Below are 23,118 nucleotides of genomic sequence, written 5' to 3' on the forward strand. Positions count from 1 at the left end.
GGATTGTTGAATGTCGCAGCCGACGACCGACGAGAACGGCCATGTCGAAACGATTCATTGGCCGTCCCTCATCGCTGCAACCGCCGCTATCAGCGCGGTCGGCATCGCCATCGGACTCGGCCTGCCGCTGCTCAGCATCATTCTCGAAAAGCGCGGGATCTCCTCGACGCTGATCGGCCTCAATGCCGCCATGGCCGGCGTCGCCTCGATGGCCGCTGCGCCACTGACGACCAAGCTCGCCCATGACTTCGGCGTCGCCCGCACGATGATGCTGGCCGTCGTCATCGCTGCATTCAGTGCGCTTGGTTTCTATTATGCGCAGGATTTCTGGATGTGGTTCCCGCTGCGCTTCACTTTTCACGGTGCAACGACCACGCTTTTCATCCTCTCGGAATTCTGGATCAACCAGGCGGCACCACCGAAACGCCGCGGGCTCGTGCTCGGCATTTACGCAACCGTGCTGGCCGTCGGCTTTGCGGTCGGCCCGCTGCTGTTTTCCAAGCTCGGCAGCGATGGCGTCCTGCCCTTCCTGGTTGGTGCCATCATCATCCTGCTGGCCCTGATCCCGATCTTCATCGCCCGCAACGAAAGCCCGGTGCTGGACGAGAAGCCGGAACGCCACTTCTTCCATTATATCTTCCTCGTGCCGTCTGCGACCGCGGCCGTGTTCGCCTTTGGCGCCGTATCGGCCGGCGGCCTGTCGCTGTTCCCGATCTACGCGCTGCGTGAAAGCATGCCGGAATCTCAGGCAGCCGTCCTTCTGACCGTGATGGGCGTCGGCAACATGGCCTTCCAGATCCCTTTGGGGCTGATCTCCGACAAGATGCGCGACCGCCGCCCTCTCCTCTTCGGCATGGCCGTCCTCGGGGTCATGGGTGCCCTTTCACTGCCCTTCCTCATCCATGACTGGGTATTGATGGCGATCGTGCTGTTCTTCTGGGGTGGCTGTGTCTCCGGCCTCTATACGGTCGGCCTCGCGCATCTGGGCGCGCGCCTCAGCGGATCGGACCTTGCGGCCGCCAATGCGGCGTTCATATTCTGCTATGCGGTCGGCACGGTAGCGGGTCCACAGGGAATCGGAGCAGCCATGGATGTCGCCGGCAATGACGGTTTTGCATGGGCGCTGGCGGGTTTCTTCGCCTTTTACGTGCTGGTTTCCTTGGCCAGACCGCTTTTCCAGTCGAAACAGAGTTGACTTTTGGCCCGCGATTTGTAATTTCGCGCCAGATTTCGCCGTGGGCTCCGACTGGCCGTCCACGGCTTACATTTTTCCAGAAGGCAGAAAACCATGGCGAAAGCTACGACCATCAAGATCAAGCTGCTGTCGACGGCGGACACGGGTTTCTTCTACGTAACCAAGAAGAACAGCCGTACGTTCACCGACAAGATGAGCAAGACCAAGTACGACCCGATTGCAAAGAAGCACGTCGAGTTCAAGGAAACCAAGATCAAGTAATTGATCCCAAAGGTTTCGGCTTTTAAGGCGCGTCAGCCATTCGGCTTCGCGCCTTTTTTGTTGTCCGGATTCCTGTCCTTCCCCCCTTCCCGGCACGATCTGACCGGCAAGATCTGAAAAGCGCGCAAAGAAAAAGCGCCGCTCCCGAGGGAGACGGCGCTCTTGATTGGGGGTCGATCAGCCTGCAATCACGGCACGAGGAACCGTTTTTAGCATGCCTGCCGATCGACCGACCCCACGACCCAGGAGATGCGGCGGACCTGAGCATCATGGGGTGTCGCTGCTCCCGAAGGAACATCTGCTTGTTGATAGCAAACTCGCGCAATTTCCGCTGAAAAGCAACATAATCTTAACAAGCGGTGCATTTTTGCACCGCTATGGTTAAAAATGACGCGCATTCTTCATCGGCCGCATGAGTTCTACATAAACAAGAAACCATAAAGCCGCAGCATAGGGCGTTTGGTTTCAACAATTTAGCCCGGCTAGGAATAAAAGCATTTTTTAATATGAAATCTTTAGCAAGTACAAATTAACGAATTACACCTGACAACCGACCATATTTTCACAGAGATAAACTCAAATGTGACTATGTGGCGGATTTCTACTTCGAGTTAATCTTTGCAATGCCGCCGATCACGCAGCCAATCAATTTCGCGCCAGACGCCTGTGAACAGCTGCCAGGCCAGCCTACCACGGTCGTTTGCGTTCTTGATCCCCGTCGGACCGACGCCGGACCGATTCGAAAACCTACGCCGCGAAGGCCACGACCCGGTTTCGGCCGCCATTCTTGGCTTCGTAAAGCGCACGATCAGCCTGCTTCAACAACTGGTCCGGCGTCTCGACACCCTGCTCGTTTCCGGCGATCCCCAGCGATGCGGTCACCGTCAGGCTGATGCCAAGACTGCGGATCTGGAAAGGCTGCGTTTCGATCATGGCGCGCAGGCGCTCGGCAATGGTTGCCGCCTGCCCGGCATCGGTATCCGGCATGACGACCACGAATTCCTCGCCGCCATAACGGCAGGCAAGATCGGCGCCGCGTACTGTCGAGCGGATACGCGAGGCAAATTCCTTCAACACCTCGTCGCCGACATCATGGCCGTAGGTGTCGTTGACCTGCTTGAAGCGATCGATATCGACAAGGCAGATCGATAGCGAACGGCCACGCGCGGCGGCGCGGTTGAACAGCGTCTTCAGATGATTGTCGAGATAACGGCGGTTCTGCAGGCCCGTGAGGCCGTCGGTGACGGCAAGCTCGATGGTTTCGCGCACACTGGAGCGCAGACGGTCGTTGTAGCGCTTGCGCTTGATCTGCGTCAGCGTGCGCGCCACCAGCTCGTTCGGATCGATAGGGCGAACGATATAGTCGTTCACACCGAGATCGAGCGCCCGCACGATCAGATCTTCATCGCCCAGATCAGTGACCAGTAGCAGCGGGATAAACCGGGTACGTTCCAGCGAGCGCAGCTGCGAGCAGAGGCGAAGCGGATCATATTCATCGGAATTGCCGTTGACGATGACCAGATCGATCGGATTCTCGGCGGCTTCGAACAAAGCTGCCTGCGGATCGGACATGGCGGTCACGTCACCGATCGGCTTCAACGCCTTGATGATGCGTTCCTGCGAGCTGGCGCGGCTATCGACCAGCAGGATCTGCCCCGCCTCCTCACGCCCCTCGCCCTTCAACATGTCTTCCATGCCGATCGTGCGCGCCGTTTCGGAGCGGATGCGCAATTCGTCGCTGAGCGTCTTCAGGCGCACGAGGCTTTTCACGCGCGAAATCAGCTGCAGGTCGTTGACCGGCTTGGTCAGAAAATCATCAGCCCCGGCCTTGAGGCCACGCACGCGGTCGGAAGGCTGGTCGAGTGCCGTCACCATGACCACAGGAATATGGGAGGTGCGCGGGTTTGCCTTCAGGCGCTCGCACACTTCAAAACCGCTCATGCCGGGCATCATGATGTCGAGCAGAATGAGATCGACATTGGTGCTGTCGACAATGGAAAGCGCCTTCGGGCCATCCTCGGCTGTCAAAACGTCGAAATATTCCGCCAGAAGCCGTGCTTCCAGCAACTTCACGTTTGCAGGGATATCGTCGACAACAAGGATGCGCGCCGTCATGGCCAGTTTTCCCGAACTTTAGGCGTCGCCCAGATAAGTCTTGATGGTTTCAATGAATTTTGGAACCGAGATAGGCTTCGATACATAGGCCTCGCAGCCGCCTTGTCGAATCCGTTCCTCATCACCCTTCATGGCAAAAGCCGTGACGGCAATGACCGGGATGACGTGCAGCTCGTCGTCTTCCTTCAGCCACTTGGTCACTTCCAGACCGGAGACTTCCGGCAACTGGATATCCATGAGAATGAGGTCCGGGCGATGTTTGCGGGCCAGATCAAGCGCTTCCATGCCATTGCGAGTCTGGATAGTCGCATAGCCGGAAGCCTCGATGAGGTCGCGAAAGAGCTTCATGTTCAGCTCATTGTCTTCGACGATCATGACCTGCTTGACCATTTATGAACGATCCTCATTGCGCACGGAAACTTGGCCGGGAACGGCCGGTTCCGGCCTTGTAACGACATCGCGAAGATATAAGTTCACCCCACGACCGATTCCAAAAACTCTTGTTCGTTTCAGTCTAGAGTAATTTGTTTGAAGAAAAGGTAACTTACGAGCATGCAAGGACCGCTTGAGCCGCGACAGAAAGACAAAGCGGCAGCCGTCGACCCGGAAGAAACCGCTGTCACCCTGCTGGGCTGGCTTGCGAGCGAGCCGGATATGATGAGCCGCTTCCTGGCGCTTTCCGGCATACAGGCGCCACAACTGCGTCAGGCGATCAACGATCCGGGCTTTCTCGCCGGCATGCTGGATTTCGTCATGGCGCATGAGCCATCGCTGATGGCCTTTTGCGAAACCACAAATACTAGACCGGAAAGCGTGGTCGCCGCTTGGCATCACTATTCCGGCCCGGTGATGGATTGAGACGGACGTGACATGACGACGGCGGCAGATAGCATTCTCGACATCACGCATGTTTGCGTCACCGACCGCCCGCTGGTGGTCTGCGATGTCGATGACGTCGTCCTGCATTTCACGGACCCGTTCGTCGATTTCCTGAGCGCCGAAGGCTACGAGTTTCTGCCGCGCTCCTTCAAGCTGACCGGAAACATCCTCGCCCGCGAGAGCGGTCTGGAGATCGATGCGGCCGAGGTGAAACGGCTGATCCACGCCTTCTTCGAGGCGCAGGAAACCTGGCAGCTGCCGTTCGAAGACGTTGCCCGGACGCTGGAGGCACTTTCCGCCGATGCCGACGTGGTGTTCCTGACCGCCATGCCGCCCTGTTATAGCGAACAGCGGCGCCGCCTTCTCGACAGGCTCGGCCTTGCTTTTCCGATGATCGCCAGCGAAGAACCCAAGGGGCCGATCATGCGGCGCCTGAATGCCGAGCGAATTCTGCCCACCACCTTCATAGACGACATGGCCTACAATCTGCATTCCGTGCGCGAGCATATGCCGGACAGCCTGCTCATTCAGTTGATGCCGGACACGCCACTGCGCCTGATGGCGCCGAAACCGCAGGACGATATCGTTCGCGCCCGCGACTGGCGGCATGCCGAAGAACTGATCCGAGGCCATTGGCAACCGCGCTGAAGCGCGCCTTGCTTGCCTCAAAAATCCGGTCTGGAAGTTGTGCATGCCCACGCCCTTCCTGCTTGAGAGTTGCGATCTTACGGCCTAATGTGAATTTGTTCAACATTTGTTCCGAAGATGGCAGCCGAGCACGATACCACAGAGAAACCCGGGTCATTTTGTAGAGACTGCCTGACGGAACAGCCGGAGGGCCGTACCCGCTGTCGTGCCTGCGGTAGTCCTCGCCTGTTGCGACACAAGGAACTCTATGGCCTGACGCTGGCCCATATCGATTGCGACGCCTTTTACGCCAGTATCGAAAAACGCGACGACCCCAGCCTTGCCGACAAGCCGGTGATTATCGGCGGCGGCAAGCGCGGCGTCGTATCCACCGCCTGTTACATTGCCCGTATCAGCGGCGTGCGCTCCGCCATGCCGATGTTCAAGGCGCTTGAAGCCTGCCCGGATGCAGTGGTGATCAGGCCCAATATGGAAAAATACGTGACCGTCGGCCGGCAGATGCGATCGATGATGCAGGACCTGACGCCGCTGGTGCAGCCGCTCTCCATCGATGAGGCCTTTCTCGAACTGGCCGGCACCGAACGGCTGCACCGCGACCCGCCGGCCCGCACGCTTGCCCGCTTCGCCAAACGGGTGGAAAGCGAACTTGGCATTTCCATTTCGGTCGGGCTTTCCTACTGCAAGTTTCTCGCCAAGGTCGCTTCCGACCTGCAGAAACCGCGCGGCTTTTCGGTGATCGGCAAGGCCGAGGCATTGAGTTTCCTGGCGCCCCGCCCCGTCACCACGATCTGGGGTGTCGGCAAGGCATTCAATGCCTCGCTGGAGGCCGACGGCATACGCACCATCGGGCAATTGCAGGCGATGGCGGAGGGTGACCTGATGCGCCGTTATGGCGTAATGGGGCAGCGGCTTTTTCGGCTGTCGCGCGGCATCGACGACCGTACCGTGCATCTCAACGAGGCAGCCAAAAGCGTTTCGGCGGAGACCACCTTTTTCGATGACATTTCCAGCCATGACCAACTGGTGCCGATCCTGCGCGAACTCTCGGAAAAGGTCTCTACCCGGCTGAAGAAACACGACATTGCCGGGCATACGGTTGTGCTGAAAATGAAGACGTCGGACTTCAAGAGCCGCACACGCAATCGCCGTCTGGAAGACCCGACCCAGCTGGCCGACCGGATCTTTCGCACCGGCCTGCAATTGTTGGAGCGGGAGACGGACGGCACAAAGTTTCGCCTGCTCGGCATCGGCGTGACCGACCTCGAAGGCTCCTCCCGCGCTGACCCGCCTGACCTCGTGGACCAGCAGGCAACCCGGCGGGCGCAGGCGGAAGCGGCCATCGACAAGCTGCGCGACAAATTTGGCAAGAGCGCGGTCGAGACCGGCTACACGTTCGGCGGAAAAGACCGCAAACGCTGAACCTGTCACGCTTGCCGTCACTGCAATGTGAGACATTCGTGTTGCGAAACGACAATTCTGCGCGCGCCGGTCAAACCTTTATTAAGCATGTGACGATAGACTGTGAGCCTGTATTGCGTATGAGGTTTCCATGTACCGGCTTGCGGCCTTCGGCCTTGCATTGATGTCCACCTGCGTCATGGCCGGCACTGCCGCCGCCGAAAACGCCCGGACCCTGCAGATCATCGTTTCCAAGGACAAGCAGTCACTGGCTGTCTATGATGGCGACACGGTGGTTTCGACCTCGAAGGTCTCCACCGGCAAGGAAGGCCATGACACGCCGACGGGGATCTTTTCGATCCTCGACAAGAAAAAATACCACGAGTCCAACATCTATTCGAATGCGCCGATGCCGTGGATGCAACGCCTGACATGGTCCGGCATCGCGCTGCACGAATCCAGCAGCGTGCCGAATTACCCGGCCTCGCATGGCTGCGTGCGCCTGCCGGCCGCCTTTGCGCAATCGCTATACGGCCAGACCGAGCGTGGCGTGCATGTGATCATTACCGATGCGCAGGTGACGCCCGTCATGCTGCATGACGCAAAACTGTTTGCGCCGAAAAAGCCGGTGCCCGCAAACCTTATGTCCGACGTGCCGTTGCGCGCCGACAATTTTTCCCGCACGACCAAGCAGCTGGAAGTGGCCATGAACATGGCGCCCGCCGCACCCGCTTTTGCCGCGCCGAAAAAGGCGCATGTAGAAACCCCGGAAGCCGCCCCGTTGCGTATCCTGATCACCCGCCGCGGCGAACGCGAGCAGGTGGCCGACGTGCAGGCCATGCTGAACGACCTTGGTTTCGATGCCGGTTCGCATGACGGTTTTGTCGGGCCGATGACCCGCTCTGCCGTCGAGGGTTTCAAGCGCTGGAAAGGCGTGGAGCAGAAGGGTTTTCTGACCGACGCGTTTCTGACGGCGCTCTATGAGACCAGCGGCAAGCCAAAAGCGCCGGTCGGGCAGCTGATGATCCGCCAGGGTTTCAAGCCGATCCTCTCGGTTCCGGTCGGCATCAAGGATCCGGAAACGGCGCTTGGCACACATCTCTTCACCGCCACTGCCTTCGACCGAGAAGAAGGCACCGCCGGCTGGCAGGCGCTGACGCTGCCGAACCGGCTGCCGGAAGCGATGATGAAGCGACTGGGCATCACCAATAGCGATGCCGCGTTCACCTCGACCGAAACGGCGGCACAGCAGGCGTTCGACCGCATCGAGATTTCCACCGAGTTGCGCGACCGGATCGAGACCATGCTGACCAGCGGAAGCTCGATCACCATCAACGATCAGGGCATCGGCCAGGACACCGGCGACGGCACCGACTTCATCACCATCACGCGTTCTTCACCGGAGCGGATCGAGGCGCAGACGGTATCGTCCAAGCCACGGACTGAAAAGCCGGCGCGAAAAGTGCGGGCCATTCCGTTGGGCGTGGGGCTTTACTAAGACCCACTTTTCCACATTCCCAATCATGCAGAGGGGTCGGCCAGCCGGCCCCTTTTTGCTTATACCAGTTCCACATCCAGCACGCCGGGTGCTGCCCTCAGTGCCGCTGCGACTTCCGGTGACAGGCGGTAGCGGTCGTTGAGCGAGACTTCGATCTCGCGGCGGCCATCATCCTTGATGACGACGAAGGAGACCTGGCCATCGCCACGGCCGTTCAGGTGCTTGGCGACGATCTTCATCGGGCTGGCATCGCGCACAAAGATGCGCAGCGCCTTCTGCATGCGCACCGATTGTTCTTCCAGCGACTGGACATTCTGGATGCGCAACCCGATGCCTTCCGGGCGCTCGTCCGCCTGCACGATGATGACCAGCGATTTTCCGGGCTCCAGCATGTCGCGATATTGCGCCAAGGCTTCGGAAAACAGGATGGCTTCGTAACCGCCCGATGAGTCGGAGAAGGTGACGATGCCCATCTTGTTGCCGGTGCGGGTTTTTCGCTCCTGGCGGCCGGTGACGGTGCCGGCAAGGCGTCCGGCGCTGGCGCCCTTTTTCACCGCAGCGGAGAAATCGGCAAAGGTCTGCACGCGCAGTTTCGCCAGTGTTTCCTTGTAGCTGTCGAGCGGGTGGGCAGACAGATAGAAGCCGAGGACCTGATATTCCTTCATCAGCTTTTCCGACGGCGTCCACGGATCGAAGACCGGCATGGTGATCTTTTCCGGTCCACCGCCGCTGCCGCCGCCAGATCCAAAAATATCGAACTGGCCGCTGGTCTTGTTTTCGGCGGCGCGCTGCGCGTAACCGATGATACGGTCCATGCCCGTCACCAGCGCCGCACGGTCGATGCCGAAACAATCGAAGGCACCGGCAAAGATCAGGCTTTCCAGCACACGCCGGTTGACCTGTTTCGGATCGATGCGCAGGCAGAAATCCTCGAGACTTTCGAACGGCTTGTCGCCGCGCACTTCAACGATGTGCTCAACCGCGCCTTCGCCGACGCCCTTGATGGCAGCGAGCGAATAATAAATGCGCATGTCGCCGGTTTCGAACATGCGGAACGAGGTCTGCACCGAGGGCGCCAGAACCTTGATGCCAAGACGTCCGGCGTCCTGACGGAAATCGTTGAGCTTTTCCGTATTGGCCATATCATAGGTCATCGACGCGGCGAGGAATTCGACCGGGTAATGCGCCTTCATATAGGCTGTCTGGTAGGACACGATGGCGTAGGCGGCGGCGTGTGACTTGTTGAAGCCGTAGTTGGCGAATTTCGCCAGAAGTTCAAAGATGTTCTTGGCCTGCGGCTTCGACACGCCGTTCTTGATGGCGCCATCGACAAAGCGTTCGCTCTGCTGGTCCATCTCCGCCTTGATCTTCTTACCCATGGCGCGGCGCAGAAGGTCTGCTTCGCCGAGCGAATATCCCGACAGGACCTGGGCGATCTGCATCACCTGCTCCTGGTAGACGATAACGCCCTGCGTTTCCTTGAGCAGATAATCGATCGACGGGTGGACTGACTCGATCTCTTCCTCACCATGCTTGCGGGCATTGTAGGTCGGAATGTTCTCCATCGGACCCGGACGATAGAGCGCCACGAGCGCGATAATGTCCTCGATACAGTCGGGTTTCATACCGAGCAGCGCCTTGCGCATGCCCGCACTTTCCACCTGGAACACGCCGACCGTTTCGCCGCGCGACAGCATTTCATAGGTCAGCGTGTCATCGAGCGGAATGGTGGCAAGATCGACATGAATGTCGCGCTTGCGGCAGAAATCCACCGCGGTTTTCAGAACGGTCAGCGTTTTCAGGCCAAGAAAGTCGAATTTGACGAGGCCGGCCTGTTCCACCCATTTCATGTTGAACTGGGTGACCGGCATGTCGGAGCGCGGATCGCGATACATCGGCACGAGTTTCGACAGTGGACGGTCGCCGATGACGATACCGGCGGCATGGGTCGAGGCGTGGCGGTAAAGGCCTTCGATCTTCTGGGCGATATCGAGCAGGCGTGCGACAACCGGTTCCTTGTCGATCTCTTCCTGAAATTTCGGCTCCTCCTCGATGGCCTTGGAGAGCGGTGTCGGATTGGCCGGATTGTTGGGCACCAGCTTGCAGATCTTGTCGACCTGACCATAGGGCATTTCGAGAACGCGGCCGACGTCGCGCAACGCCGCGCGGGCCTGCAGCGAACCGAAGGTGATGATCTGCGCCACCTGCTCACGCCCGTATTTGCGCTGCACATAACGGATCACCTCTTCGCGGCGATCCTGGCAGAAGTCGATATCGAAGTCGGGCATCGACACGCGGTCGGGATTGAGAAAACGTTCGAACAGCAGCGAAAAACGCAAAGGGTCGACGTCGGTAATAGTGAGCGCATAAGCGACCAGCGAGCCGGCACCCGAACCACGGCCGGGACCGACCGGAATGTTCTGATCCTTGGCCCATTTGATAAAGTCGGCAACGATGAGGAAGTAGCCGGGGAACTTCATCTTCTCGATGACGCTCAGCTCGAAATCCAGCCGCTCGTGATAATCCTTTTCTGTGTAACCGGCCGTCATGCCGAGCAGCTTGATGCGGTTTTCCAGTCCTTCTACGGCCTGGCGACGCAGTTCCGCCGCTTCCTTGCGCTCGTCCTCTTCCGGATGATCACTGACGCCGGTGAAGCGCGGCAGGATCGGGTTACGGGTTTTCAAAATATACGAGCAGCGTCGCGCGATCTCGACGGTATTGGCAAGCGCCTCGGGAATATCGGCAAACAGCTTTGCCATTTCCGCGCGGCTCTTGAGATAATGATCCGGCGTCAGGCGAAAGCGGGTGTCGTCGGAAACGATGGCACCATGGGCGACAGCCATCAGCGCATCATGGGCATCGTAATCATCCCGCGTGGGGAAAAAGGCCTCATTGGTGGCGACCATCGGGATTTCGTGGTCATAAGCAAGCGCGATCATCGATTTTTCGTGACGGCGATCGTAACGACCATGGCGCTGCAGCTCGATATAAAGCCGATCGCCAAAAATCTGTTTCAGCCGCAGCAATCGGGCAATCGCCTGCGGGCGGTGGCCTTCGTTGAGCGCCATATCGACCGGGCCGGTGCTGGCACCGGTCAGCGCGATCAGTCCCTCGGCGCCCATTTCCTCCAGCCAGGACTGGCGGATGTGGATGGCGCCGCCATCACCGCCGAGATAGGCGCGGCTGACGAGGTCAACGAGGTTCTCATACCCAGCTTGCGTGGCGGCAAGCAGCACGATGGCCGGCAGCTTCTGCAGACCGTTGCCGCGCTTTTCGTCGCCGGCATCCTCCATGTCGATCGACATCTGACAGCCGATGATCGGCTGCAAACCGTCACCCGACGCCTTCTGGGCGAATTCGAGCGCGACGAAGAGGTTGTTGGTATCGGTAATGGCAATGGCCGGCTGGCTGTCCGACACGGCCTTGCCCAGCACCTTTTTCAGCGGCAGCGCGCCTTCCAGCAGCGAATAGGCCGAATGGACGCGCAAGTGCACGAATTGCGGCGTGCTGGCGCCCTGCCCGTTCGTTGCCGCTGTCACGTTTGTCTGGTCTGCCATAGTCGCGCCGATACCCAATTCATGAATCGGTGCATTGTCCGGCTTAGGCGTGTGAGAGTCCAGTTTCTATTCCGGATCCTACCGTCTTTCACAGGCCTGACGTTCACTTTCGACGGTTTGGCCGTGTAAGGCCCCGGGCAGATCCCGAGGCGGTTTTCGATGGACGGCCACGCCTATTACGCCAGCTGTCCAAAAGGTCTGCTCACATGGCCATCATCAGCAATGACAGGCTGGCCAGAAAGGTCGCGATCGATGCGAATGCGGCAATATCACGAAGAAGGTCGGTCATTCGTTGTCTCCCGTGTTCGTTATGTTTCTATTTTGTTCTTATTTCGTACTCCGAGTCAATAAGAGAACAAACAGTGAATGAAGATTCTTTTCGATTGACGTTTTCCCACTGCTCTTTCGCCAATGCGAAGGCGTTGAGTCGTTTGAGGAATTCCAGGCCGAGCTTGCCTTCGGAATTTTTCGATTTTTCTCTTTTCCCGGCATCGTTCCAGGTCATTCACGGTTCAGCCATGCCAGATTGCCTCAACATATGCCCGGCGCGCCGTAACACCTGCTGTTCGCCTTGAACCCGCCACCGAAACACGGTTAGTCACGCCATCCGCCAACGAGAGCCAAACCATGACCGTTCCGCGCCAATGGCTTCTTGCCGCCGCTTCACTGCTTTTTGTTGCCGCCCCTGCTGCCGCAACGGAAGAACCATGCGAACGGCAGGAGTTTGATGGCGCCCGCTACATCGTCTGCTCCGTTAAGGCGAAAGACGCGCGGCTGAAACTGTTCTGGCAGAAGGCTGATGGTTCACCCCATCGCTGGTTCGGTACGCTGGCAGATGGCCTGAAAACGCAAGGCAAGGCGCTGGTGTTTGCCATGAATGCCGGCATGTATGGCACCGACTATGCGCCGATGGGGCTTTATATCGAGGACGGGAAAGAGCTGCGGCCGGCCGATCTGAAAAAGATGGCGGGGCCGCAATCGAAAATTCCGAATTTCTACAAGCAGCCGAACGGGATCTTCTATTTCGGCGCGGACGGTGCCGGCATCCTGACCACCGAGCGGTTTCTGAAGGCGCGGCCGCAGGCAGGGTTTGCCACACAATCCGGGCCGATGCTGGTGACGGACGACACGATGAACCCGATCTTCATCAACGGATCGAGCGACCGCACACGGCGCAGCGGCGTCGGCGTGTGTGATGGTGGCGACATGCGGTTCGTCATCAGCGAGGACGACGTCAACTTTTATGATTTTGCAAAACTGTTCCAGAAACATCTCGCCTGCCCGGATGCGCTGTTTCTCGATGGCGGACAGGGGGCGGGATTTTTCAACCCCGCCCTGAAGCGTGCCGACTGGTCATGGCATGGCGGTTACGGGCCGATGATCGGTCTTATCGAGTGATCAGGCCGGTTTCAGCGTGATCACCGTCAATTCCGACGGCACGCCGAGGCGCAGCGCAAAACCGATCCACAAGGCCGTGCCGTTATTGACGTAAAGCTGCATGCCATCGACATCGTAGAGGCCGGACACAAAACCGTTGTTGAAACGGGCAACCAGACGGTCGAAGCCGACGATCATGCCGCCATGGGTGTGGCCGGAGAGCTGCAGATCGGCACCGGCGGCGGCGGAAACACGGGCATTGCGCGGCTGGTGATCGAGCAGGATGACGGGAGCACCATCAGGAGCGCCGGCAAGGGCTTTAGTAACATCCGGGCCTTCGAGGTCGAAACGGGTGGCGTTGACATCGTTGACGCCGGCAATCGTCAGCTTTGCATCACCGCGCGAAAGCACGACATGGCCGTTGGAAATGGTTGTCAGGCCAAGCTGCTGATATTTCGCCATCCAGCCGTCATGGCCAAAATGATATTCGTGATTGCCGGGGATGGTGAAGACGCCGTCCTTTGCGCGCAGTTTGGCGAGCGGCGCGATATCCTTTTCGCGGGCCTGCAGCGTGCCGTCGATGAGATCGCCGGTCAGCACGATGAGATCGGCATTCTGGGCGTTGGCGAGCGCCACGGTCTGTTCCGCCCATGGGGCTTCGAACAGACGGCTGAGATGCAGATCGGTCAGCTGGATCATGCGATAGCCATCGAATTCGGGCGGCAGGTTTTTGATGCGGATTTCCATTTCCTTGACCGGCGGCACCCGGATGGCCTGGCTGACGGCGAAGGCTGCGGTGGAAAGCGCGATGACGCCGACGGCATAACGCAGGAAGGCCGGCACCCGGATAGAGCGGCGGCGGATGGCGGCGGTGACCAGCGAGATGAGATCGACGGCCAGCTGCAGGATGGCGAGAAAAAGGATGGAGCCGGCCAGCCAGTTGACGGCAATCATCATCACACGCGGCACTTCCGGCGAGAACATCGTGCCAAACACGAGCAGCGTGATCAGGCTGTGCTGGAAAACCACCATCAGGGTGATGGCGATCAGCGCCTTTAGCCATTTCGGCCAGGGCATGGGCCAGAGAAAACGCGTGACGACGTAAAGGCAGAGCAGAGCTTTGAACAGATGAAACACGGGGAATGGCACTCGCAGGGCGGGATCGGATGCCCTACTTCGGTGAGTTGCCTTGTGATCTCAAGGGGATGACGTGATTTTGATTGTGGGCGGGCTCATCCGGCCGCATTCAGCACACGCGACGAGCCTTCCCTCCGCGTTGATGGAGGGAAGGCCGGATGGCGGGCAAGGCCGTTGGCAGGCGCCCTGCCCGCCGTTACCCGATCAATGCGTGGCGCCGGAGCCGCCAGCTGCGACGATGACAAACGGCTTGCCTTCCACGTCGATGGTGCGGACTTCCTTCAGCGTCTTTCGGTCAATGATACGCACAGTCGAATTGCGTGGATCGGTGACGGCGATGTGATCGCCGGCAACGGCCAGACGCGGGCGCGGATCGCGCCAGTGACCATCCTTGCTATAGGGTTCGGTGACAGTTTCGGACAGTTTGATCTTTGCATCGATCGTGTCGATCAGGTGCAGTTTTCCGTCCTCGGTCAGCACATAGGCATTACGCGGTTCAGCCGGATCGAGCGCAAAATCGACGCGACGGGTGGGCAGATCAACGAGGCGATAGGGCATTTCGGTATCATCGGGATCGATCAGCGCCACCTTGTCCTCCCCGTAATTGCCGAGGAAGAACTGCATGGACGTGCCGCCCAGGAGGGTCGAAACCTTGCCCTTTGGCAGCTTGTCGCCATAGGCGATCAGGTCCAGCTTGGGGGCTTCGTCGCCATTCGGACGGACGACGAGCACACCTTCCGTGCAACCGAAGGCAACGAGACGGGCAGATGTGGCTTCACCATGCAGGTCCGAGCAGGTGGCGATATCCCCCACCTGCTTGCCGTTGCGATCGAGCACGCGCAGGCCGCGGCGCGGCGGCAACTCGCCTTCCTTCACCGTCACATCGGTCTTCGGCACCGAGGTGAGCAGGTAACTTCCCATCGGCACGGCGACGCCGTGATGGGCGAGCGTGGTTTCGAAACCGCGAATTGCGGGTTTGCCGTCAATCAGGGCGTCTTCGGACAGGAGGTCGAAACGGTTGTCGCGATCGTAGAAGACGGCAATGTCATCGCCATGGGTCACGACGTGGCCGGGCTTCTTGCCGGTGATCGTTGTCGCCAGCAATCTGGGATCGGAGAGTTCGATATCGCGGTGATCGCCGTGGTCGGAGAGAGCGACGCCGGTATCGATGGCCTGCACGAGATTTTCGTCGCCCTGGATGGCGAACAGGGTGCGGCCGCTTTCCGACAGCGACAGGGCATTAAATCCCTTGGTGTCGAAACGGCCAATCTCCTTGCCCGAGGCAAGATCGATGGCGCGCACGACCGGTAATGTGTGATCGGCAACAAAAAGCCGCCAGCTTTCCGCATGTTCTTCTTCGGCAAACGAACTCTGCGGCACGAGAAAAGTGGATGCAAGCGCGGAGGCGGCGAGCGCGAGGCCGTAACCGGTGCGGGACATGAGGTCTCCTGTAATAATGTAACGCATGTACCGTTATAAAGTTACGTTCGGGTTGTCCAGCCTGTTTTGCGCATCCACATCGCGAATGCGACATTCCTCGTGGGGGTGTGGAAAAGGTGCAGTGGAGCGCGACGCTAGCCCGATCAGTATGCGTGGGCCGAATTGTGACTGGTCATTCATCACCTATCCGCATGATCGGATTGGGTAAAACTACCCGAATGCCATACCGGATACGGTATCTGGATATGCCGCCCCATAAAAATCGACGGGATGGGCGAAAAAACGACAAAGTCTCCCTTGCCCGGAAGTCGTTTTGCGAAAGATCATGTCTCGACTGATTTGAAAAAGAACAATTTTAACGGGCATTAAAAAAAAGGGGGACAGGTGATGGGAGACACCTATTCGTTCAACAACAAACCGCAATATGGCTATTTTACCTGGGACATCGCCCGGGACGAAATCTGGGGCGACGCCACGTTTGCCGCCAATATCGGCATTGACGCCGAGACGGTAAACAATGGTTTTTCGGTGTTGCGCTACATGGAACTGGTGCATCCGGACGACCGCGAGCAGGTGGCAACGGCGACCCGAACGGCAGTGCTGACAGGCAATCCCTATATGGTCATCAACCGGATCTGCCGCGGCGACGATATCGTCACCATCCGCAATCGAGGCACGTGTTTTCGCTACCGCGACGGCCTGCCGAGCATGGCAACCGGCATGCTGGAAGTGCTGGCTGTGGAAAGGCTTCGCCCACCCGCCGCAAACGAACAGCCTTGTGAGGACAATCGGCGGGCATCGGCAGGCGGTGGCAACAGGGTCTGGGTCGAGTTTCTCGAGCCACAGAACTGAAATTTCATTTTCCGGAGGACACCTTCCGGTATGCTTCATCCAGCGCAGCCCGTCGGGCATTCGGCGGCAGAACACCAATCTGCAGCCGCTGTCCGGCTGACAATGGCAGATGCTCCAGCAGCCAGCGCGCCAAGGCGTCGTCGTTATCAGAGGCGCGCAGTTTCAGCGCCTCGTAGGATGCGATGCCGCCAAGACGTTTTGCCAGCGGACCGCCCTCCTCCAGATCGGTGACGAGCTTTTCACGCAAAACTGCCTGTTCGATGGTGACGGGCGTATCGGCTGTCGGGTTCAGAGGCGCGATGCGAACCAGCGGCAAGGCATCTGCCGGCACCGGTTTCGGGCGACGGCGGAAAAAGCCGGTCGTGCCGAGCGGTCCGCGTTTGCCGTTTTTCACCTGCCCTTCGATGGCGACGATCTTGACCGCTTGCCCGACACGAAAACCGTATTCCTGCGGTTCGTCCGGGGCGCCGCCGTAACTGCGGCAATCGACGACAACCGCCGGTGCGCCGGGTACGAGTTCAGCGGCAGCGATATAGGGCTGATCGAAGACGTCTGCATCGCCATCCTCATCGGCAACGACCGCAGTTCCGATCGGCGCTTCACCCTTCGTTTCGAACGTCTGGCCGGTCCATGCGACATTTTTCGAGACGAAGGCGGGATAGAGAGGCTGGTAATCGACGGCAGCGGGTGTACGCCCGGTTCCTGAAGACAGCCTGTCGGTGGCCACGAAATCGGTCAGGCATTCGAGGTCCGGCGGGCGGCGGGCCGGTTCGATGACACGGCCATCGCGGGGCTGAAACTGCACGACATAGTTGGGCAGCTTGTCGAAATCCTCGTCATGGGCGCCCGGTTCCTTGTCCCATTCGATCGCCGTGACGGTGACGGCGTAATCGCCATTCTCGACCTCGATCCAGTAATCCTCGTTATCCGATGTCTTGGCCATCTGTTCGAGGCCGGGCAATGCGTCCGAATTGTCGAGAAAAACGCGGCCGTGTCGCACGGTGTAGGCAAAGGTCCAACTTGGGCCGGCATATTTTTGCTCGCGTTCGGTGACGGCGCCATTGGTCAGCCGAACGGCAAAACCGCCATCGCTACCGGTGCACCAGGCGACCAGACGGCCGGCGGCACTCTCAGCCGGATAGATGAAGGGTTCGCTATACCAGGCGATCGGCCACTCGGCGGCATGTGCCAGATCGTCGGGATGGAAAATGACGATATGCGCGACATCGGTCGGCATCATCAGTTTTTTGGAAAATTCGGTCATGTCGTCCGCTGCAAGTCATTGGTCCCGCGCGGGGAAATAGGCAGTGGCGGACGAATGGGAAGTCTGGCTGAACGGATTGGGGGATTATACCCACAGGGTGGCGGCCCGGACATGCCGGGCCGTTGGCGTTTGCATTCAATACCTTACAGCGCGTTCCTGCGAATAACCTCGCTCAGCCAGTGATACGACGCTTTCGGAATACGCTGCAATGTCGGGTAATCGACGTAAACGAGGCCAAAGCGTTTGGAAAAACCCCTGCCCCATTCGAAATTGTCCATCAGCGACCAGGCGAAATACCCTCTCACATCGTGGCCCTCTTCCAGCGCGTCGAGCAGGACGTTGAGGTAGCCTTCAAAGTAGGCGATGCGGTCCTTGTCGATGACCTTGCGGTCGGGGCCGAGAGCGTCGGGATAGGACGCACCGTTTTCGGTGATGTAGATCGTGGGCTTGTTGTAACGCTCGCTGGTGTCGCGGATCTGTTCGAGAAACGCCTGCGGATCGACCACCCAGTTGACATCGGTGAGCGGGCCCATGCCGGTTGGCGGGGCGGTTTCGGCGATGCCGAACGTGGTGTTCTTGTTGGGGCCGACAAAGACCGGATTGTAATGGTTGAGGCCAAAGAAATCCATTTTCTGGCTGATATCGGCCATGTCGTCGCCGAGGATCAGTGGCTCCATTTCCTTGGCGATCGGCTCCGGATAGGTGCCGAGCCAGAGCGGATCGACCAGGGCGCGGCGCCACAGGCAATCGCCGAGAATACGGGCTTCCTCATGGGCGGCATCGTCATAATGCGGGCGCACCGGGCCGAGCGAGACGATGTTGCCGACCTGCGCATCCGGCGCTTCAGCGCGCACGGCTTTCACCGAATAACCATGGGCAAGGTTGAGCGTGTGGATGGCCTTGAGGCTGTCCTCGTAGGACTGTTTTCCCGGCGCGTGGCGGCCGACATTATAGGCCACCCACGGAATGACGTTGGGTTCGTTGATCGGCGCGAAACGTTTGACGCGGTCGCCAAAATGGCGGGCGATGGTGGCGGCGTAATCGGCAAAAATCTTCGGTGTTTCGCGGGAGCGCCAGCCGCCCTTTTCCTCCACCGCCACCGGCATGTCCCAGTGATGCAGGCAGATCCACGGCTCGATGCCTTCATGCAGCAGAAGGTCGATGACGCGATCGTAAAAATCCAGCCCGCGCTGGTTCACCTGACCCGAGCCTTCCGGGAAGATGCGCGGCCATGCGGTCGACAGGCGGTAGGCGCCGACGCCCAGCCCGCTCATCAGGCCGATATCCTCCGGGTAACGATGGTAATGATCGCAGGCGATGTCGGCGGTTTCGCCATTGGTGGTGCGGCCGGGCGTGTGGGCATAAACGTCCCAGACGCTCTGGCCGCGGCCATCCTTGTTGACGGCGCCTTCGGTCTGGAAGGCAGAGGCGGCGACGCCCCAGAGAAAGTCCTTGGGAAATGAACGCGTCATGACGGATGCTCGTTATCGATGAATGAGATTTTGGGCATGCCCCGCGAGAGGCGCGGGACATGCGGGATGTCAGGAAGTGGCGGCGGGATCAGTTGGCCGTGCTGACATTCCAGAAGAACGGCCAGGGCGACGGCTGAAAGTCCTTCAGCGTCTTCTTTTTCGAGCCGAGCGCGTTGAAATCGCCGACCTTGTAGACCGGGGCTTCCTCGTAAAAGGTCTTCTGGATTTCAGCCCAGAGAACTTTACGCTTTTCCTGATCCGGCTCGGCGATGAAGGGTTCGACGGCAGCGGTCTTGGCAGGCGTTGCCCACCAGCCGGGATAGCTGTCGGACATCCAGCCGTTGAGGATCGGCTCCGGCGGGAACGGGCCGTGGGTGATAAAAATGTCCCACAGCTTTGGATCGGCGCGGCGGGTGGTGAGTGTCGCCCAGTCGAACACACCGAGTTCCACCTTGAAGCCGGCGGCCTTCAGATATTCAGCTGCGACCTGCGCCATCTTGTAATGGAATTCGTACTGGCGGCTCGTCAGGATGCGGATCGGCTTTTCGCCGTCATATCCGGCTTCCTTGGCCATGGAGGCTGCGGTTTCGGGATCACCATTGCCGTAACGCTCGATGCCCTCCTGCGTGTGCCAGACATACCCTTCCGGATAAAGCGCGCCATTGACGGCAAAAAATTCCGGATTGCCGAAGGCGGCAAGCAGCATGTCTTCCGGGTTGAGCGCCGCCTGTATGGCGTGGCGCATTTCCTTTGTCGCCAGCACGCCTTCCTTGGTGTTCATGACGAAAACCGGTGCACCATAGGGTTTCAGCACCACCGGTTCCGAAGCATCCGAGGCTTTCAGGCGGTCGAATGTTTCAGGCGCCAGCGAGTCGGCATAATCGAACTGGCCGGAGATCGCGCCTTCGAGTCGTGTATTGGCATCCGGCACCGGCACGAAACGGATTTCATCGAGGATCGCCTTGCGGGCGCCGCCAAAACCGTTGGCCACTTCCGAACGCGGCTGATAGCCATCGAAACGGGTGAGCTGCAGATACTGGTCGGCCTTGCGCTCCTTCAGGAGATACGGGCCAGTGCCGATGAACTTTGTCAGCGGGTCTTCGGCAAGGTTCGCCTTCGGCATGATGACGGCGGCCGAATTGTTGAAAGCGAGCAACGACAGCAGCGGCGCATAAGGCTTGCTCAGCACGATCTGCACGGCATCGTCACCCTTGGCGGTGATCGAGGTGAAGTATGGCGCAATCTGTTTGCCGCGCGAGGCGATCTTCACCCAGCGCTCGACCGAGGCGACCACATCTGCGGATGTCATGGTCGAACCGTCGTGGAACTTGATGCCCTTGCGAAGGGTGATGTCATAGGTCTTGCCGTCGGCGGACACGGTCGGCATCGCTTCGGCGAGAAGCGGCACGACATTCCATTCGGCATCGAAGGTGAACAGCGTTTCAAAGATGTGCTGCGTGGTCATGCCGACAACGTCGGCCGTGGAGGCCATCGGGTCGAGCGTCGGCGGCTCGCCGATCGTGGCGACATTAACGACGCCGGCTGCAAAACTCTGATTTGGGATGGCGGATAAGAGCAGGAAAGGCGCTGCGAACAAGGCGTGTCTGAGCATGGAGTTCCCTTTTTCGATAAACCACAATTATGGAATATGCATTCTTATTATGGATATAGTGTCGGGCATGATTTTGTTTGTCAAACGCGAATTGCGCTTTTCGCAATCATGGAAGGTACGGCGGCGGAGCGAGATAACGTCGGCTTGAACGCCGGGAAGCGGTCCGGATGTCGGGTACGGTTGCGTAGGAAGCCGCATCGAATTATGCCTAATATATCAAATGACACAGCGGCAGCACGGCTTCCGGGAGACATGCACGATGACGGCCACGAGAATTCTCGAACAGACGCCCGCCATGACGCTGCAGCGGGAAGCCGACCGGCTGGCGGCGCTGCAGGAACTCGACCTGCTCGACAGTCCGCGCGACGAAGGTTTTGACCGCATCGTGCGGCTGATCCAGCAGATCTTTGATGTCGAGATCGGCATCGTTTCGCTGATCGATGCGCACCGGCAATGGTACAAGGCCTGCGATGGCCTTTCCTTCGGTGAAATTCCCCGCGATGCCAGTTTCTGCCGGTATGTGGTGGCAGCCGAGGAAGCGATCATCGTGCCGGACGCGACGCTCGACGAACGGTTTGCCGACCACCCTGCCGTGACCGGTGATCTGCATGTGCGTTTTTACGCCGGCATCCCGATGAAGACAAAAGCCGGCCATGTGATCGGCACACTTTGCGCGGTCGGCAAACGCCCGCGGGCTTTTGGCATTCGCGAAACCGGCATCATGCAGGAACTGGCGGGCGTGGTGATGGAACGCATCGAGCTTCTGCAGACCGCTTCCACCGACAGCCTGACCGAGGCGCTGACACGCCGCGCTTTCAAGACCGAGGCCGATCAGATGGTGACGCTGGCGCAGCGCCACGCGCATGCGCTGTCCTGCATCGTGCTCGATATCGACCATTTCAAATCGATCAACGACACCTATGGCCATGCGGCAGGCGACATTGTGCTGAAGGCGGTCTCGGCCACCTGCAAACATACGCTGCGGGCTACCGACCTGTTCGGCCGGTTCGGCGGCGAGGAGTTTGTCGTCGTGCTGCCCTATGTGGATATGGACGGCGCCATGGCGACGGCGGAACGGCTGCGCAAGGCACTCGAAGGCCTGACGGTCGATATCGGCGACAAGACGATTTCGGTGACGGCGAGCTTTGGTGTCGCTTCGCGCTCGCTGACCGGCAAGGATATCGAAACCCTGCTAGCACAGGCGGATGCCGCCATGTACCGCGCCAAGCAGGAAGGCCGCAACCAGTGCCGCTCATGGAGCGCATTGCAGAAAGATGCCGTCACGGGGGGCGAACGCAAGCGCGTGCTGCGCACCGGCTTCATCCTGTTCGACGATCGCAGAAACCTCGTCAACTGCTCGGTGAAATCGCTGGGATCGGACAGCGCCGGGCTTGTTGTTTCTGATGCCAGCGACTTGCCGGAAGAGTTTCTGCTACAGATCCCGGCTGACGGCATCGAGACCACCTGCCGGGTGATTGCCCATGACGGGCATAATCTGGAAGTGGTGTTTCAATAGGATGCATGATTATGCACGCCCGTCACAAATCGTGAAACATCACGACAATTGACCCACAACATCATGCACGTTAATGCATGATTATGAACACTTCACTTTCCATCTCCCGTCGCGACATCATCGAAGCCAGGCTTGCGCAGGGGCAGGAAATCGTCGCCTCTGCCGTGGCGATCGAATTCGATATTTCCGAGGATGCGGTGCGTCGTGATCTGCGCGCACTGGCAGCCGAGGGCAAATGCCGGCGGGTTTATGGTGGCGCCTTGCCGCTCGTCACGCCATCACGGCCGATTGCCGAGCGGATCGGCAAGGCATCGGAACGCAAGACTGCATTGGCGCGTGTCGCGGCTGGTATGGTGGCGGCAGGAGAATTGCTGTTTCTCGATTGCGGCAGCACCAATCTCGCCATGGCTGCGCTTTTGCCGGGCGATCAGAAACTGACGGTCGCGACCAATTCCATCGATATCGCCTCAGCCATCATGGCGCGTGGCGATATTCCGCTGATTTTGATCGGCGGTCTGGTCGATCCCGTCATCGGCGGTAGTGTCGATGCTTCCGCGATATCAAAGCTGGACGAGCTGAACATCGACCGCTGTTTTGTTGGCGCCTGTGCGGTGTCCGCCGAAACGGGCATGAGTGTGCAGGAACATGCAGACGCGATCTTCAAGCGTAAACTGATGACACGCAGCGCCATCAATATCGTGCTAGCGACATCGGAAAAATTTCGCGAACGCGCGCCGCACCGTATCGGAGCTTCCCAAAACATCGACTGGCTGATCGTCGAGGACGATCTGGCCGCTGACACACGACACGCGCTGGCTGACGCCGGTTATGCGCTGCTGGCACCCGGCCAGAGCGCAGCCTGATCCTTCTTGCAGGAAAGAAAAACTCGATGAACGC

Annotated in this window: 19 protein-coding genes; 10 read left to right on the forward strand and 9 right to left on the reverse strand. The window is 59.3% G+C overall.

The features are described from left to right. The first annotated feature begins 10 nt into the window (after nt 1-10). Both AAIH70_RS01800 and rpmG read left to right on the forward strand, forming a co-directional pair. On the forward strand, nt 11-1,195 hold the full coding sequence (locus AAIH70_RS01800; protein ID WP_132273241.1) for an MFS transporter: 1,185 nt from the start codon (nt 11-13) through the stop codon (nt 1,193-1,195). A gap of 93 nt (nt 1,196-1,288) precedes the next feature. Continuing rightward, nucleotides 1,289-1,456 (forward strand): 50S ribosomal protein L33, encoded by a 168-nt coding sequence (gene rpmG, locus AAIH70_RS01805; RefSeq protein WP_052637931.1) that lies wholly within the window; start codon nt 1,289-1,291, stop codon nt 1,454-1,456. Nucleotides 1,457-2,203: 747 nt separating this feature from the next. On the opposite strand, the gene AAIH70_RS01810 is transcribed toward rpmG, so the two are convergent. Both AAIH70_RS01810 and AAIH70_RS01815 read right to left on the reverse strand, forming a co-directional pair. Beyond that, nucleotides 2,204-3,571, reverse strand: coding sequence for a PleD family two-component system response regulator (locus AAIH70_RS01810; protein ID WP_132273240.1), 1,368 nt, complete (start codon nt 3,569-3,571; stop codon nt 2,204-2,206). Nucleotides 3,572-3,589: 18 nt separating this feature from the next. Further along, complete coding sequence (locus AAIH70_RS01815; protein ID WP_132273239.1) at nt 3,590-3,961, reverse strand: response regulator; 372 nt, start codon at nt 3,959-3,961, stop codon at nt 3,590-3,592. 162 nt (nt 3,962-4,123) lie between these two features. Between AAIH70_RS01815 and AAIH70_RS01820 the strand changes: the two genes are divergently transcribed. The 4 genes from AAIH70_RS01820 to AAIH70_RS01835 all read left to right on the forward strand — a co-directional run bounded on the left by AAIH70_RS01820 (nt 4,124) and on the right by AAIH70_RS01835 (nt 7,994). Next, nucleotides 4,124-4,429, forward strand: a complete 306-nt coding sequence (locus AAIH70_RS01820; protein ID WP_132273238.1) for a DUF3572 domain-containing protein — start codon at nt 4,124-4,126, stop codon at nt 4,427-4,429. Nucleotides 4,430-4,441: 12 nt separating this feature from the next. Next, nucleotides 4,442-5,098 (forward strand): hypothetical protein, encoded by a 657-nt coding sequence (locus tag AAIH70_RS01825; RefSeq protein WP_132273237.1) that lies wholly within the window; start codon nt 4,442-4,444, stop codon nt 5,096-5,098. A 117-nt stretch (nt 5,099-5,215) separates the two neighbouring features. Beyond that, nucleotides 5,216-6,517: a DNA polymerase IV gene (locus AAIH70_RS01830; RefSeq protein WP_132273236.1), complete on the forward strand. Its 1,302-nt coding sequence runs from the start codon at nt 5,216-5,218 to the stop codon at nt 6,515-6,517. 130 nt (nt 6,518-6,647) lie between these two features. Continuing rightward, on the forward strand, nt 6,648-7,994 hold the full coding sequence (locus AAIH70_RS01835) for a L,D-transpeptidase family protein (RefSeq protein WP_132273235.1): 1,347 nt from the start codon (nt 6,648-6,650) through the stop codon (nt 7,992-7,994). Between the two features lie 59 nt (nt 7,995-8,053). Here AAIH70_RS01835 and dnaE read toward each other — a convergent pair whose 3' ends face one another. Together dnaE and AAIH70_RS01845 are read right to left on the reverse strand one after the other, a co-directional pair. Then, entirely contained in the window at nt 8,054-11,551 is a 3,498-nt protein-coding gene (gene dnaE / locus AAIH70_RS01840) for a DNA polymerase III subunit alpha (protein WP_132273234.1), read from the reverse strand. 316 nt (nt 11,552-11,867) lie between these two features. Continuing rightward, a complete protein-coding gene (locus AAIH70_RS01845) occupies nt 11,868-12,056 on the reverse strand; it encodes a hypothetical protein (RefSeq protein ID WP_132273233.1) in 189 nt (62 codons plus the stop codon). 122 nt (nt 12,057-12,178) lie between these two features. Between AAIH70_RS01845 and AAIH70_RS01850 the strand changes: the two genes are divergently transcribed. Then, nucleotides 12,179-12,949, forward strand: a complete 771-nt coding sequence (locus AAIH70_RS01850; RefSeq protein WP_132273232.1) for a phosphodiester glycosidase family protein — start codon at nt 12,179-12,181, stop codon at nt 12,947-12,949. Here AAIH70_RS01850 and AAIH70_RS01855 read toward each other — a convergent pair whose 3' ends face one another. Further along, a complete protein-coding gene (locus AAIH70_RS01855) occupies nt 12,950-14,065 on the reverse strand; it encodes a metallophosphoesterase (protein ID WP_430032901.1) in 1,116 nt (371 codons plus the stop codon). A gap of 204 nt (nt 14,066-14,269) precedes the next feature. Then, complete coding sequence (locus AAIH70_RS01860; protein ID WP_132273230.1) at nt 14,270-15,505, reverse strand: metallochaperone AztD; 1,236 nt, start codon at nt 15,503-15,505, stop codon at nt 14,270-14,272. A gap of 387 nt (nt 15,506-15,892) precedes the next feature. On the opposite strand from AAIH70_RS01860, the gene AAIH70_RS01865 reads away from it, so the two are divergent. Next, entirely contained in the window at nt 15,893-16,357 is a 465-nt protein-coding gene (locus AAIH70_RS01865; protein WP_132273229.1) for a PAS domain-containing protein, read from the forward strand. 4 nt (nt 16,358-16,361) lie between these two features. On the opposite strand, the gene AAIH70_RS01870 is transcribed toward AAIH70_RS01865, so the two are convergent. The 3 genes from AAIH70_RS01870 to AAIH70_RS01880 all read right to left on the reverse strand — a co-directional run bounded on the left by AAIH70_RS01870 (nt 16,362) and on the right by AAIH70_RS01880 (nt 20,705). Then, the gene (locus AAIH70_RS01870; RefSeq protein WP_132273228.1) at nt 16,362-17,621 is read right to left on the reverse strand and encodes a hypothetical protein; all 1,260 of its coding nucleotides are present in this window, start codon (nt 17,619-17,621) and stop codon (nt 16,362-16,364) included. 143 nt (nt 17,622-17,764) lie between these two features. Beyond that, complete coding sequence (locus AAIH70_RS01875; protein ID WP_132273227.1) at nt 17,765-19,093, reverse strand: GH1 family beta-glucosidase; 1,329 nt, start codon at nt 19,091-19,093, stop codon at nt 17,765-17,767. An 88-nt stretch (nt 19,094-19,181) separates the two neighbouring features. Next, nucleotides 19,182-20,705 carry an ABC transporter substrate-binding protein gene (locus AAIH70_RS01880; RefSeq protein WP_132273226.1) on the reverse strand — a complete coding sequence of 508 codons (1,524 nt, stop codon included), beginning with the start codon at nt 20,703-20,705 and terminating at the stop codon, nt 19,182-19,184. A 259-nt stretch (nt 20,706-20,964) separates the two neighbouring features. Here AAIH70_RS01880 and AAIH70_RS01885 point away from each other — a divergent pair, with 259 nt between their 5' ends. Both AAIH70_RS01885 and AAIH70_RS01890 read left to right on the forward strand, forming a co-directional pair. Further along, nucleotides 20,965-22,221 carry a sensor domain-containing diguanylate cyclase gene (locus tag AAIH70_RS01885; protein ID WP_132273225.1) on the forward strand — a complete coding sequence of 419 codons (1,257 nt, stop codon included), beginning with the start codon at nt 20,965-20,967 and terminating at the stop codon, nt 22,219-22,221. An 83-nt stretch (nt 22,222-22,304) separates the two neighbouring features. Continuing rightward, the gene (locus AAIH70_RS01890; RefSeq protein ID WP_132273224.1) at nt 22,305-23,084 is read left to right on the forward strand and encodes a DeoR/GlpR family DNA-binding transcription regulator; all 780 of its coding nucleotides are present in this window, start codon (nt 22,305-22,307) and stop codon (nt 23,082-23,084) included. Nucleotides 23,085-23,118 lie beyond the last annotated feature (34 nt).

Source organism: Neorhizobium sp. BT27B, from assembly GCF_050455485.1.
In the GTDB taxonomy this organism is placed as follows: Bacteria; Pseudomonadota; Alphaproteobacteria; order Rhizobiales; family Rhizobiaceae; genus Neorhizobium.

Coding starts and splice junctions, on each gene's coding strand:
- AAIH70_RS01800 (WP_132273241.1), top strand. CDS start 11: ATGTCGCAGCCGACGACCGACGAGAACGGCCATGTCGAAACGATTCAT.
- rpmG (WP_052637931.1), top strand. CDS start 1,289: ATGGCGAAAGCTACGACCATCAAGATCAAGCTGCTGTCGACGGCGGAC.
- AAIH70_RS01810 (WP_132273240.1), bottom strand. CDS start 3,571: ATGACGGCGCGCATCCTTGTTGTCGACGATATCCCTGCAAACGTGAAG.
- AAIH70_RS01815 (WP_132273239.1), bottom strand. CDS start 3,961: ATGGTCAAGCAGGTCATGATCGTCGAAGACAATGAGCTGAACATGAAG.
- AAIH70_RS01820 (WP_132273238.1), top strand. CDS start 4,124: ATGCAAGGACCGCTTGAGCCGCGACAGAAAGACAAAGCGGCAGCCGTC.
- AAIH70_RS01825 (WP_132273237.1), top strand. CDS start 4,442: ATGACGACGGCGGCAGATAGCATTCTCGACATCACGCATGTTTGCGTC.
- AAIH70_RS01830 (WP_132273236.1), top strand. CDS start 5,216: ATGGCAGCCGAGCACGATACCACAGAGAAACCCGGGTCATTTTGTAGA.
- AAIH70_RS01835 (WP_132273235.1), top strand. CDS start 6,648: ATGTACCGGCTTGCGGCCTTCGGCCTTGCATTGATGTCCACCTGCGTC.
- dnaE (WP_132273234.1), bottom strand. CDS start 11,551: ATGGCAGACCAGACAAACGTGACAGCGGCAACGAACGGGCAGGGCGCC.
- AAIH70_RS01845 (WP_132273233.1), bottom strand. CDS start 12,056: ATGACCTGGAACGATGCCGGGAAAAGAGAAAAATCGAAAAATTCCGAA.
- AAIH70_RS01850 (WP_132273232.1), top strand. CDS start 12,179: ATGACCGTTCCGCGCCAATGGCTTCTTGCCGCCGCTTCACTGCTTTTT.
- AAIH70_RS01860 (WP_132273230.1), bottom strand. CDS start 15,505: ATGTCCCGCACCGGTTACGGCCTCGCGCTCGCCGCCTCCGCGCTTGCA.
- AAIH70_RS01865 (WP_132273229.1), top strand. CDS start 15,893: ATGGGAGACACCTATTCGTTCAACAACAAACCGCAATATGGCTATTTT.
- AAIH70_RS01870 (WP_132273228.1), bottom strand. CDS start 17,621: ATGACCGAATTTTCCAAAAAACTGATGATGCCGACCGATGTCGCGCAT.
- AAIH70_RS01875 (WP_132273227.1), bottom strand. CDS start 19,093: ATGACGCGTTCATTTCCCAAGGACTTTCTCTGGGGCGTCGCCGCCTCT.
- AAIH70_RS01880 (WP_132273226.1), bottom strand. CDS start 20,705: ATGCTCAGACACGCCTTGTTCGCAGCGCCTTTCCTGCTCTTATCCGCC.
- AAIH70_RS01885 (WP_132273225.1), top strand. CDS start 20,965: ATGACGGCCACGAGAATTCTCGAACAGACGCCCGCCATGACGCTGCAG.
- AAIH70_RS01890 (WP_132273224.1), top strand. CDS start 22,305: ATGAACACTTCACTTTCCATCTCCCGTCGCGACATCATCGAAGCCAGG.